Source organism: Glutamicibacter endophyticus, from assembly GCF_048457885.1.
Classification (GTDB): domain Bacteria; phylum Actinomycetota; class Actinomycetes; order Actinomycetales; family Micrococcaceae; genus Glutamicibacter; species Glutamicibacter endophyticus.
In genome coordinates this window covers 350,213-362,053 of record NZ_CP174200.1, presented here as the reverse complement: position 1 = coordinate 362,053, position 11,841 = coordinate 350,213, and the positions used below count along the sequence as shown (strand labels likewise).

The window sequence follows — 11,841 nt, the reverse complement described above, 5'->3', positions numbered from 1 at the left end:
AGGCAGCGTCCTGTGAAAAAATCCGGAGAAAAGGCTCAACGGGCACCCTACGGGGAAGGGTCATCGCAACACGATAACCCGCGGTCCAGTCGGCGGCCCTGCCCCGATGTCGACGAACTCTCATATCGGGATAGCTGGTAATTCTCTACAGAGATAAAGGAAGCGCTTCGCCCATGCACAGAGAGCCACTCGACGGTAATATCTCGCTCGCCCAGCTCGAAGCTGTCATCGCCATCGTGGACTTTGGCTCGTTTACCGCGGCCGCAGACGTTCTGGGCATTTCCCAACCATCGCTATCCCGCAGGATCAGCGCCTTAGCCCAAATTTTTCATGTGGCCGCTGACGGCCACCGGAATCCAGTACCAAATGATTCCCGGTGGCCGTCGTCGATTCCACCCACGACAAAAAGCGCCTGAACCACCAGCGCAGGGTGCCAGGCTCCACCGACCTGGGTTGAAATGACCTTTCAAAACTAAAGAAGCAACAGGGCAACCACCAGTTCAGGCAGCCAACTCGCCGTGCCGCCACCGATGGAACAGCAAGCCAATACTCTGTTGAAGCAGGAATAGCAGTTGCGCTTCTGGTGCACTTTCATGGATCAGTAGCCGGCGCTGCCTACCGCCAGAAACGATCTTCCCCGCCGTGGAAAACAGTCGGTACCGCCACCGCTTCACATCCCAGCAACTTGCCTCATGCCCGCTGGGCAGCACGACCAGCTGCAACCAGGCCACCAGATTCAGTGCAAGCATCGCCAGGTCCGCCCACGCCTGATTCGCGGCAAAAGACCAATACGGAAGCTTGCCCAGCCCCGCATTCTTCAACGTCTTGATCCTGTTCTCGCACCGGCCCCGCGCCCGATGCCGGGCATCGAGGAATGCCACGTTGAACCGCGGGCTATTGGTCAAGAACGCCGTGACACGGTTCCCGTCAGTATCGAACAAGTTCGCTTTCGCCCCGGGATGCAAGGGCTCGGCCCGCAAATAGATTCTTGTCCCGGGCGGGTAGTCCTTCAGCTCTATCACCTTGGACGCGTCGATCACCCACGCGTTATCACGTTGGACACCGTCAGCGTCCAGGGCTGGTTCCCAGAACTTCTTCTCATCGATCCACCGGATGAACCGTTCCTTGATGACCGGCAGCGAATACGAGGTGGAGAACTGGATCCTCAGCGAGTCCAGGTGGTGCAGGAACTCGCGGGAGGAGCCGGCGCTATCGGTGCGGACCAGGATCTTCTCGCCTATGAGGTTCCCGTGTTCGTCATAGAAATCATCCGGCAGCTGGGCCAAGGCCTGGGTGAGCACTTCGATATGCGAGGCCGCTGAATTCGCGCCCCGGTTGCCCGGACGCAGGTGCACCGCGAGGACTTCTCCGGTGCCGTTGGGTTTGCCGTAGTCAGCCATGGCGATCATCGGTGAGAAACCGTACCCGCCTTTATACGTGCCAGCACTGTGTTCCTTCTCGGAATGCACGTGCACCAAGGAGGCATCGACATCGATGATCAGAGGGTTGTTCGCTGTGGCCTGCCGGGCAGGGTTGCGTGGTCCGGCTGCCGTCCAGGCTTTGGAACGCAGGGTCCGGGTCATGGTGGCGAACCCGTAGGAGAAGGCTTCTGGTTGCTCCTTGATCCGGTGCATGAACCTGCTGACCGTGGCATCGGACGCCACTGGGCCGAAGAGGTCCGGCGCAGCTCGAAGCTGGTCGATGTCAGTGGCTTGTTCGCCGCCGGCGGCCAACGAGAGCGCCAGTGCTCCGAGGATTCTTCCTGGCCGGTGGGTTGCGGTGGCTGGCGCGAACTGGGAGAAACGGTCTTCGCAGACCCGTTGGAAGTCCAGTGCGTTCAGGAAGTTGCTGAGCACCGACAGGCCAGCGTGGGAGACCAGGGCTTGGCTGGTGAGTTGGGTCGGGAGGGCAGGGAAAACTCGGGTAGAATGGTTCACTGAAAAGGTGATCCTTGATTTCGGTGGAATAGAAGCTCGACACTCCTATTATCCCAAGTCCGGATCACTTTTTCGTTTTAATGACTGTTAATGACGCGCCTGCCATGAAACCACCGGGTTAGAACGAACTTTAGGCCTGCACGTCTTCCGCCCTGTCGGCCGAGAAATGGTGCTCACCGAGATTGGGCGAAGTATTCTTCCGGCCGGTCGTCGAGCGCTACGGGAGGTGGCTTCGATCGGGAGCATCGCCTCGTCTACGCTCGCTTTGACCACCGGCTGCCTGCGCATCGCGGGGCTGCCTTCGCTGATTGGTGGGATCATGCCCGACTATCTCGGGCCCTTCCACCGCAGCCATCCTGGCATCCAAATTGAAATTCTCAGCGTGGAGGACAACGAACAACTCGTTGAAGCGTTGCGCCTAAATCGGGCCGACGTGGCCTTTGGCGTGAATCGGCATATCCCCGCTGATCTCATCGGGGTGCCCCTGCGTGATCAGCAATTCGCGGCGGTCGTTTCGCAAGAGTGCCCGGTGGACAACGATACGGTGATCGATGCCTCGGCGCTTGAGTCGCTGAGCTTGGTGACGCTCCCACAGGGGACCTCCATTCGCCAAGTCACCGACGACGTTTACCGGCACTTCAAGGCAGTGGCACCGCGAGTTATCACCACAACACAACGTGATGCACTGGTGCCGTTGAGCATCGCCACCGGTGGCATCACCATGGTTCCGGATGTTCTTGCCGCGACGGCCGAAATCTTCGGCGGCCGGCAACTTCCCTTGCATTTCTCGGCCGGCAGACCCCTGGGTGCCATCTACCGGCGCGATGAACAACGCAATCCCGCGCTTACGGAGTTCCTCGAGCACCTCTGAGACCGATGTCTCGTAACGTCGCTGCACCCCCGGTTTTATGCCGAATCCTACCTAGCCATACAGCGGACGTATGGTTCGTGGCGCTCGGACTATTGGTATCTGCGACGCGACTCGTGATCAGCTAATTTTCTATTGCTCTCACGATTTATGCAGGGGAACACATCGTTATGAACATGCAGCACCAAGCTCCGATCGCCCGTCGTCGTGCCCGGCGAACACGCCGTCGCATCATCGCGATCGTTGCGGCAGTGCTGGTACTGGCCGTGCTTGTGACTACCGGTATCGCCGTGCTGCGGTTGCAGAGCAATATCTCGGTTTCGGCCCTCAGGTCCTCGGATATTGACGTTCCGGATTCCAGCGAAGGTGTGAACGTGCTGGTTCTGGGTTCGGATAGTCGAGACTTCAACACGAAAGGTTTCGGTGCGGACAACGGAACCCGGCGTAGCGACTCTATGCTTTTGGTCCATCTATCGCCGAACAATGAACGTATCGAAGCGGTCCAGATCCCGAGGGACACCGTCCTGCAGCGCCCGGCATGCGCCGATACCGGCTTCGGCGCCTACCCGGGCGGCTATGGAATGATCAATTCGGCGCTGAACTACGGGCCAGCCTGTTCCGTCGCCGCTGTCGAAGCCCTCACCGACGTCCAGCTGAACCACTTCATTGAAGTGAACTTCGAAGGTTTCATCTCCATTGTCGATGCTCTCGATGGCATCAACGTGTGCCTGGAAAAGCCGATGACCGACCCGAAGGCAAATCTAGACCTTCCCGCAGGACGACAAACCGTGGACGGAACCGATGCACTCGCCCTAGCCCGCACCCGCCACGCGGTCGGGGACGGAAGCGATATCGCCAGATTGGGCAACCAACAGAAGGTCATGTCCGCCATTGTCCAGCGGGCGACAAGTCGAGAGGTGCTCGCACGTCCGGAACGACTCTATGCGTTCCTTGACGCGATCACTTCTTCCATGACCGTCGATCAGGAACTGAGCTCATTGCCTTCGCTGGCCTCGCTGGCCGCCCGGATTCAGGCGGTGCCCACGGACAAGATCACCTTTATGGCGATGCCAACGCAGCCTGCACCGACAAACCGCAACCGGGTTGTCCCCGCACCCGACGCAGCACTGATTTTCGAGCGCATCAAAAAAGACATCCCGATCAATTCTGAAGCGCAGAGCTCGGCAGACGAGGAACCAGCGCGCGAGGCCGCCCAGAAACTCCCGGTGAGCATCCTCAACGGCACGAAGGTCTACGGTCTGGCGGGCAAGTTTGCCGACGCCGCCGCGGAGGAAGGCTTTACCGTTTCATCGATCGGCACCGCTACCTCGCTCCATGAGCAGACTCGGTTACTCATTCCAGATACGGCGGGCGCCAAGAAGGCGGCCACCGGCTTCGCCAAGGCCATCAAACTCGATGTTTCCCCCTCGGTCGCCGATGTCAAGGAAATCCAGTTGGTGCTCGGGCAGGACCATCAGGCATTGCGGATACCCGATAACAAGCCCGTGAAGGTTACCAGCCGGACCGCAAGCGAAAAGCTGTGCGGCTAAGCGAGCGCAGCATGCGGTTTGGCTCGGGCCAGACGGTGAACAAAGCATTGGCCCGACCGTACATTGACCGTGCGGGTCAGGCAGAAGTGTGAGTTGACCTACCAAACTGGTTTCATCGCGCCATGAATTGAATAATTGAATCTATGCCTTTGACCGACGCGATACTGGAAGCCTCGCAGTGGATACCGCAGGCCCAGACGCATGAACGTCGGGCGCGGGCCTTTGGCGAGCCCTTTGTGGGACGACGTATGAAGGGTCGGAAGCATCCGATCGAGGACTTCCTCTTCACCTACTACACCCAGAAGCCCGGCCAACTTTACCGTTGGCACCCGGGCGCGGGAGTTGTCTTACTCGGCGAACCGGCGCTCGAACGGCTCGACTGGAAGTTCTATCGCGCGGTGCATACCGAGGCCGGCCCCGGCGTGGAGCTCGACCTGCACGCCTTTGCGCAGGCCCGCTCCGCCGCCATTGGTTTTGCACGAATCATCCTGTCCGGCACCAGCTCCCGCCCGGGCAACTTCGCCTGTTTCGGTCTCCACGAGTGGGCCATGGCCTACAAGTCCGAGGTCAACGGCATTCGTCACGAGTACCTTCCCCTGCGCCTTGGCGCGCAGGGCACCGATGCGGTGGTCGAGGAGCACCGAATCCGTTGCACCCACTTCGACGCGTTTCGCTTCTACACCCCGCAGGCCGTACCGCTGAACGAACTGCAGCCCAGCCGTGAAACGCAACGAGAGCTCGAACAGCCGGCCTGTCTGCACGCCAATATGGATCTCTATAAGTGGGCGTATAAGCTTTCGCCGGCGGTCCCCAGCGAACTCATGATGGATTGCTTTGAGCTGGCCTGGGAGATCCGCACCATGGATATGCAGGCCTCTCCCTATGACCTCTCCGACTGGGGCTACCGCGCGATCGCCATCGAAACGCCGGAAGGCAAGGCCGAATATGTGGCCTTACAGCGTGATTTCGCCGACCGTGCAGAGGTACTACGAGCCCGCCTGCTGGCGGTGGCCGAGTCGCTTCCCTTAGAGCAGTCCTAGCCGATCTTCAGCTGCCGGGCGCACAATGGGGCTATGAAACGGGCCCGGGTTATTGCCATCGTGACCGCGCTGAGTGCGGCCGCGATGCTTTCTGCGTGCCAGCCACCCGCCGCGGCCCCCGGCCCCTCGGAAAGCAGCCCGTCAGAGAGTAGTCCGCCGCAAACAGATCTGCGCATTGAGGTGTTTGCCGATGGCAAAGAGCTCAGCGCCGAACACCGCCTATCCTGTTCGGGAAGAGATGCGTTAGCCCAGAGCACACTTCCCGAGGCGACGAGTGCTTGCCAGCTGTTGCACGACTCGCCCGCGTTGCTCACCGAACCCACGCCCACGGAGCAGACCTGCACCATGATCTATGGTGGCCCTGATCGTGCAACGATTCGCGGCACGCTCAACGGGATCTCGGTGGACGCGACCTTCGATCGTTCAAATGGTTGTGCCATTCACCGCTGGGACACGTTGCAACCGCTTCTGGGATCGGGCGGCCTGTAGCCTCGGACGGTATTCGCGCGCCATAAACTGAGTGCATGGACTTTTTCCTCGTGCTGATCATGTTGCTCTTCGCCACCGTCTTGATCGTCGGGGTCAGCGAGCGCATCGGGTTGCCGTACCCGATCCTGATGCTGGTGTTCGCGGTCCTAGCCGGCTTCCTGCCCTTCGTGCCGGTCGTGCATATTCCGCCGGAGCTAATCCTTCCGATCTTCCTGCCGCCATTGCTGTTCGCCACCGCCCAACGCAGTTCGTGGTCCGTCTTCCGTTTCCGTTGGAAGTCGTTGATTCGTCTGGCGGTGGTACTCATCGTGATCACCGCCGGTGCCGTCGCGGCTACCGCGTGGGTCTTCAGCCCGTTGGCCTCCATTCCGCTGGCCATCGCGCTAGGCGCGATTGTGGCCCCGCCGGATCCGGTGGCCGTGGACGCCATCGCCACCAAGGTGAAGATTCCACGCCGGCTTACCTCCATCCTGGAGACCGAGGGGCTCTTCAACGACGCCATGGCCATCGTGATCTTCCAGCTCGCGGTCACCGCCACGGTTAACGGCACCGAGGTCGGTTGGGAAATCATCCCGCAGTTCCTGATCGGCGCGGCCATCGCCGTCGTGTTGGGCTTCGCCATGGCCTGGCTAATTGGCGCGTTAAACCGCTTCGTACCGAATATGGTGGCCCGCTGCGCGGCCACCCTCGTCGCTCCCTATGCGGTGTATCTGCTCGCCGAGGAGTTGCATGCCTCGGGAGTGGTCGCCGTGGTCGTCACCGCCCTGGAATTGGGGCGCCGTGCCCGTCCCCAGGATGCGAGCGAACGGTTGACCCGTAACTCCTTCTGGGAAGTCCTCGAGATGCTGGCTACGGGTCTGGCTTTCGGGCTGATGGGCTTTGAAATGAACAGCGTGATCACCGAGGAGGGAGCGGATCTCATCGCCTTTATCCCCGGCGTATTGGCGGTCAGCGTGGTGGTTATCGCGGTGCGCGCGATCTGGATGTTCGCCACCTACTACCTGCCCCAGTCGGTGATCGCCGGCCGCCGAATGACGGCCAAGGATTCACTGGTGCTCACCTGGTGTGGCATGCGCGGACTTGCCACCTTGGCGTTGGCCCTCGCGCTGCCCACCACCACCATCGATGGTTCCCCGATTGAGGGACGAAACTTCGTGGTGGCCTGCGCCTGTGGCGTGCTCGTGGCAACCCTGGTGCTCCCGGGCTTGACCCTGCCAGCGTTGATGCGCGTGCTCAAGCTGCCCGGCGATGGAAAGCTTTTCGCCGCGGCCCAACGCAAACTGGCCAAGCGGGCCGAGCAGCGAGCCCTACAGGTCATGCGTGAATCACCGGAACTCGAACGGCTCCCACAGGATTTCCGGGACTCGATGACCCGCCGCCTGAAGACGCTACACACGCTGCTCGAGCAGGGTGAGGCAGATATCGATGAGCCGCGCCGCGAAGAACTCGGCAGGTTGCGCGCCTTCGTGGCAGCGGCCGATACCGTGCAGTCGCGGGCCCTGAACGCTGCACGCAACGAGCTGATGCAGGCCCGCAATGAGCGCGGGGTCGACCCGCATATGGTGGACGAGATCGTCGAGCGCCTCGATCAGCGCACGGTGGTGCTGGACCGCTAAATTGCCTCGCGCAAGCGGCGGCAACGGCCCTTGTCGTCAGCACGTCAGCACGAAAAACGGCCAGTCCCAGGATCTTTCCGGGGCTGGCCGTTCGCGTCATCTTGGCGTATGCGGGGCTTAGTTCTTCACTTCCCAGCGTCCGCCGTTCTCCCAGAACTCGCGGATGTCTTCCAGGTTGCGCCCCTTGGTTTCCGGGGCCATGCGCAACACGAAGATAAAGGCCAGTACCGCTAGGGCGCCGAAGACCATGAAGGTTCCGGCTCCCCCGAGCTGCTGGAGCATGCTCAGGAAGAACATCGACACCACGACGTTGGCCAGCAGGTCGCTGGTGAGCATCGCCGAGGATCCGAGGGCGCGCAGGTGCGCGGGGAAGCTTTCGCCCGCATATACCCAGACGAGCGCGCCGAAACCAAAGGTGAATCCAACGGTGAACAGCAGCACGCCGGTGAAGCCCAGCGCGGTCAAAATGCCGCCGAAGTCATCTGAGATCAGGAAGATCGCAATGAGTAGGATGTTCGCCGCGATCATGGTGCCAATGCCACCGAGCAGGATGGGCCGACGTCCAATGCGGTCGACGAGCGAGAGCGAAAAGAAAACGGCAATCAGCGACACACCTTGCACGAGCGCCGGCAGCAACAGCTGGGAGGCGTGCCCCTCGAAGCCCATGAGCGCAAAGAGCTTCGGGCTGTAATACACGATGGCGTTGATGCCGGTGATCTGGATGAAGAAGCCCAGACCCACGACGAAGATGCTGGCGCGCAAGAACGGCTTGCGCAGCATTTCACGGATCGCCCCACCGCTTTCTTCGCGCAAGGATCGGCTCATCTGTGCCAGCTCGAGCGCCACGTTCAGGCTGCCTTCGCCTTCGATGCGGTTCAGCACGGTGCGGGCTTCTTCCTCGCGGCCCTGCATCATGTACCAGCGCGGCGTATCGGGCAGGCGTACCACGATGACCAGGACCACAATGGCAGGTACCGCGGCCAGCCCAAGCATCATGCGCCAGTTACCGGCCCCCGAGAGGAAGTAGGCGATCACGTATCCCAGGATCACGCCGATCACCGTGGTGACCTGATAGGCCACGAGCAGGGCTCCACGAATCTTCGCCGGCGAGGATTCTGCGACGAAGACCGGCACCACAACGACCGATACACCAATGGTCAGACCCAACAGGAGGCGAGCAACGTACAGCACCGGCACTGTGGGTGCCAACGCCGAGAGGATCGCGAAGAGCGCGTAACCGGTGGCCACGCCGATCATCGCGGTACGCCGCCCGACCTTGTTGGCCAGCCAGCCGCCAATCAGAGCGCCAAGCACCTCGCCGATGACCACCGCCGTAGTGATTTGCTCAAGCGCCTGGGTGCTGAGGTCGAATTCGATCTCCAGGAACCCGAGGGCGCCGGCGATATTGGACATGTCATAGCCGTAGATGATGCCGACGGCCGCGGCGGTAATGCCGGTCAGTATGCCGAGACGTGGTGTCGTCTTAAGGTCCTGTAGCAAGGACATCCTGTAGCTCCTTCGATACCAGGAATTGCTGAAGCGGCCGTGGTTCAGCGCCGCATTTAGTTTATTGTAAGGTTTCCTACCATATTAGGGAAGCCCCCTTGCCTCGGCGTTAACGACGAATGCCCCCGCCAGTGGCGAGGGCATTCGATAAGGTCATGTCAGCGACGTTCAAGCAGGGTGATGACCTCATAGTGATCGGTCTGCGGAAACATATCCATGACACGGCCCAGAACGGGCCGGAAGTTATCCATACGCTGCAAATCACGGGCCAAGGTCTTGGCATTACAGCTCGAATAGACCACATGGGACACCGCCGAGTCATTGAGCCAGTCGGCGAGCTCCGCGGAGATGCCGCGGCGCGGCGGATTGACGATCACGGCCTCCGGAGCAGTCTGGCTCTGCAACGCAAACTCCGTGGCATCGCCGGAGAAAAACTCAATATCATCCAATCCCAACTCGGCCGCCGAAACCCGTGCGGCCTGCACCGCCTGGTCACTGGTTTCGATCCCAACCACCTGCCGCCCGGGCCGCGCACAGTGCAGCGCAAAGCCTCCCACGCCGCTATAGAGATCCCACAGGCTAGCCGGGGCAATATCGTCGATCCATAGCCGCGCCTGCCGATAAAGTGCGGCCGCGATCTGCGTATTGGTTTGGAAGAAACCCTGCGGGCGCAAATGCATCTGCACCCCGTTGAGGGTAAAGGGCAGAGTCTGCGCGGCGGTCAGCACGATCTCTTCGGGACCCTCCAGCACCGCCTTGTGCTCGGGTAAGAAATTCACCGACACCACCGTGGCCTGCGGGAGCGCCCGCAGAAACTCGGGCAACGAATCGCGCAGCGCCACAAAATGCTTCTTGGTACGCAGAACCCAACGCACCATCAGCGCGCCAGCCTCATTGACGGTGATGATCACATGCTTCAGCTCGCCCTTGCGGCGCGGCACATCATAAGGGATGAGCCCCAACCGAATAATGAATCGCTCAATGACGCCAAAAGCCGCCCGGAGCGCCGGGTCGCAAATGCAGCAATTGCGCAGATCAACTCCGTGGCCGTCGGCGTCGAGAATGCCAATGGTCGGATTCTGGCTGGTTCCTGCCACCACCATCTTGGCCTTATTCCGAAACCCGGATTCGGCGCTGGCCTGCGGTGGAAGCATGCGCAAACTATCGAACTCGGCCAGCAAGCCCGCGCAATGCTCGGCCTTGGTCCGCAACTGTTGCTCGTAGGCCGTGGCCAGTTGGGTACAGGAGCGGCACCGCTCGGCGGCGAAATACAGACATTCCATGGTGTCTACAATCTTAGCGACCGCCTGCTACCGGCGGATGAAGCATACTCAACGGTTATTGACCGTGAATTTCCAGACTCCACCGGTAGGCTCACATATGATCGACCCGGCAAGGGTCGACGATAAGACCTTGTGCACTCGATCTGGAATGGGGCCGATGATAGTACGCACGAACCGTTCGGCACGCCGCCGCACGTCTGGCATCTCCATGGTTGCTGTTGCAACGCTGATTGGCGTTGTAAGCACCGGGTGTAGTTCGCCAAGTTCATCCCCCACCGCCGAGGCCAGCTTCTCCCAGGCCCCGTCGACCAGTGCGACGCCCAGCTCAACGCCCTCGGCCGGTCGCGCCAACGGTTCGGCCAGCGGTCAGGGTGCCGCCGCCACCGCGTCCCGGATGCCCACCGCAAGCCCCTCGGGCACGAGCGATGCAGCCCAGAGCATCGGTCCACTGGCCAGCGGAGGCAGCGTGGCCAAATCGGACTCGCTCGTGGTCGAGCCCACCAGCCCGTCGGTCAAACTGAGCCCCGCCACCGAACAGCTTTTCACCGCCATCAAGACCGGCGACACCGCCAAGGCCAGCCAAGCGTTGAAAAACAAGGCCGATATCGGAGCGCTCGATGCTTCCGGCCGCAGCGCCCTCATGCGCGCAGTGATCCACAAGCGCGAGGACATTGCCTTGAAGCTGCTCGGCGCTGGAGCCGATCCGAACACCAGCGACCCGATGGGCGACACCCCGTACCTGCGCTCCAGTGCGAACGGCATGACCGCGGTGCTTTCCGCTTGTCTCAAGCACGGAGCAGATATCAAGGCCACTAATCGGCTCGGTTCCGACGCACTCATGGTCGCCAGCGAGAACGGACATCCGGCCGCGGTCAAACTGCTGTTGCAACACGGACTGTCGGTCTCCCGGGTCAACGACCTGGGCTGGACGGCGCTTCATGAGGCCGCGGTATTGGGCGGCAATTCCAGCCGTTACCTCTCGGTGGTGAAGCTGTTGCTCGAAGGCGGAGCCGACCCGCAACTCCTGGATCCCACCGGCAAGAGCGCGGTTGATATTGCCGCCGAACGCGGTCATTCGCGCATGCTCGCCATTTTGCGTGACTACACCGCGCGCTAGAGCGCGTCGAGATAGAACCACAGCCCGTCCTCGCGGATGAAGGTGCTGCGCTCTTCTTGGCTGTCCGCTCTTCCCGCGCTGCGATAGTGGGCCACAAAATGCACCACCCCGCGTGTGGCCTGCGCTCCGCCGGCCCGGGTGGCGAGAATTTCCAATCCGGTCCAGTCCACCGTCTTATCGAAGTCCAGGTCAGCGGGGCGAGTATCCGGGTGCCAAGTGCCCAGCAGATACTCCCCCAGCTCGAGCACGAACGCACTGTACCGTGAGCGCATCAATTGCTCGGCGGTGGGCGGAAGCGCGGAGCGATCGGCACGCCCGAGATGCCACGGTTGGCAACATTCGCCATAGCTGCGTGGCTGGTCTTCAAGTTGGCGGCAGGGGCAAGGGGCAGTGCTCTTCATGCGGCCAGCTTACGTGCCAACGCTTCAAACGTGC

General features: G+C 61.4%; 11 protein-coding genes. 7 read left to right on the top strand and 4 right to left on the bottom strand.

Annotation, left to right across the window (positions count from 1 at the left end):
- Positions 1–173: 173 nt before the first annotated feature.
- Entirely contained in the window at positions 174–416 is a 243-nt protein-coding gene (locus ACJD00_RS01830) for a helix-turn-helix domain-containing protein (RefSeq protein WP_418908239.1), read from the top strand.
- A gap of 84 nt (positions 417–500) precedes the next feature.
- Here the strand turns inward: ACJD00_RS01830 and ACJD00_RS01825 are convergent, their stop codons facing one another.
- Entirely contained in the window at positions 501–1,937 is a 1,437-nt protein-coding gene (locus ACJD00_RS01825; protein ID WP_418908238.1) for an IS1380 family transposase, read from the bottom strand.
- 166 nt (positions 1,938–2,103) lie between these two features.
- On the opposite strand from ACJD00_RS01825, the gene ACJD00_RS01820 reads away from it, so the two are divergent.
- From ACJD00_RS01820 to ACJD00_RS01800, 5 genes are all read left to right on the top strand, one after another.
- A complete protein-coding gene (locus ACJD00_RS01820) occupies positions 2,104–2,808 on the top strand; it encodes a substrate-binding domain-containing protein (RefSeq protein WP_418908237.1) in 705 nt (234 codons plus the stop codon).
- Positions 2,809–2,981: 173 nt separating this feature from the next.
- Positions 2,982–4,355 carry an LCP family protein gene (locus ACJD00_RS01815; protein ID WP_418908236.1) on the top strand — a complete coding sequence of 458 codons (1,374 nt, stop codon included), beginning with the start codon at positions 2,982–2,984 and terminating at the stop codon, positions 4,353–4,355.
- Positions 4,356–4,498: 143 nt separating this feature from the next.
- Entirely contained in the window at positions 4,499–5,395 is an 897-nt protein-coding gene (locus ACJD00_RS01810) for a 3-methyladenine DNA glycosylase (RefSeq protein WP_418908235.1), read from the top strand.
- A gap of 33 nt (positions 5,396–5,428) precedes the next feature.
- A complete protein-coding gene (locus tag ACJD00_RS01805; RefSeq protein ID WP_418908234.1) occupies positions 5,429–5,884 on the top strand; it encodes a hypothetical protein in 456 nt (151 codons plus the stop codon).
- Between the two features lie 35 nt (positions 5,885–5,919).
- Positions 5,920–7,500 carry a cation:proton antiporter gene (locus ACJD00_RS01800; RefSeq protein ID WP_418908233.1) on the top strand — a complete coding sequence of 527 codons (1,581 nt, stop codon included), beginning with the start codon at positions 5,920–5,922 and terminating at the stop codon, positions 7,498–7,500.
- Between the two features lie 117 nt (positions 7,501–7,617).
- Here the strand turns inward: ACJD00_RS01800 and ACJD00_RS01795 are convergent, their stop codons facing one another.
- Both ACJD00_RS01795 and rlmC read right to left on the bottom strand, forming a co-directional pair.
- Entirely contained in the window at positions 7,618–9,006 is a 1,389-nt protein-coding gene (locus tag ACJD00_RS01795) for a sugar porter family MFS transporter (RefSeq protein ID WP_418908232.1), read from the bottom strand.
- Positions 9,007–9,164: 158 nt separating this feature from the next.
- Positions 9,165–10,289 carry a 23S rRNA (uracil(747)-C(5))-methyltransferase RlmC gene (rlmC, locus tag ACJD00_RS01790; RefSeq protein ID WP_418908231.1) on the bottom strand — a complete coding sequence of 375 codons (1,125 nt, stop codon included), beginning with the start codon at positions 10,287–10,289 and terminating at the stop codon, positions 9,165–9,167.
- A 208-nt stretch (positions 10,290–10,497) separates the two neighbouring features.
- Between rlmC and ACJD00_RS01785 the strand changes: the two genes are divergently transcribed.
- On the top strand, positions 10,498–11,406 hold the full coding sequence (locus ACJD00_RS01785; RefSeq protein ID WP_418908230.1) for an ankyrin repeat domain-containing protein: 909 nt from the start codon (positions 10,498–10,500) through the stop codon (positions 11,404–11,406).
- Here the strand turns inward: ACJD00_RS01785 and ACJD00_RS01780 are convergent.
- Complete coding sequence (locus ACJD00_RS01780; protein ID WP_418908229.1) at positions 11,403–11,807, bottom strand: YchJ family protein; 405 nt, start codon at positions 11,805–11,807, stop codon at positions 11,403–11,405. The two genes, ACJD00_RS01785 and ACJD00_RS01780, sit on opposite strands and share 4 nt — an antisense overlap.
- Positions 11,808–11,841: the final 34 nt, after the last annotated feature.

Excerpts from the sequence above, each read along its gene's own strand:
- ACJD00_RS01830 (WP_418908239.1), top strand. The coding sequence starts at position 174 with ATGCACAGAGAGCCACTCGACGGTAATATCTCGCTCGCCCAGCTCGAA.
- ACJD00_RS01820 (WP_418908237.1), top strand. The coding sequence starts at position 2,104 with ATGGTGCTCACCGAGATTGGGCGAAGTATTCTTCCGGCCGGTCGTCGA.
- ACJD00_RS01815 (WP_418908236.1), top strand. The coding sequence starts at position 2,982 with ATGCAGCACCAAGCTCCGATCGCCCGTCGTCGTGCCCGGCGAACACGC.
- ACJD00_RS01810 (WP_418908235.1), top strand. The coding sequence starts at position 4,499 with ATGCCTTTGACCGACGCGATACTGGAAGCCTCGCAGTGGATACCGCAG.
- ACJD00_RS01805 (WP_418908234.1), top strand. The coding sequence starts at position 5,429 with ATGAAACGGGCCCGGGTTATTGCCATCGTGACCGCGCTGAGTGCGGCC.
- ACJD00_RS01800 (WP_418908233.1), top strand. The coding sequence starts at position 5,920 with ATGGACTTTTTCCTCGTGCTGATCATGTTGCTCTTCGCCACCGTCTTG.
- ACJD00_RS01795 (WP_418908232.1), bottom strand. The coding sequence starts at position 9,006 with ATGTCCTTGCTACAGGACCTTAAGACGACACCACGTCTCGGCATACTG.
- rlmC (WP_418908231.1), bottom strand. The coding sequence starts at position 10,289 with ATGGAATGTCTGTATTTCGCCGCCGAGCGGTGCCGCTCCTGTACCCAA.
- ACJD00_RS01785 (WP_418908230.1), top strand. The coding sequence starts at position 10,498 with ATGGTTGCTGTTGCAACGCTGATTGGCGTTGTAAGCACCGGGTGTAGT.
- ACJD00_RS01780 (WP_418908229.1), bottom strand. The coding sequence starts at position 11,807 with ATGAAGAGCACTGCCCCTTGCCCCTGCCGCCAACTTGAAGACCAGCCA.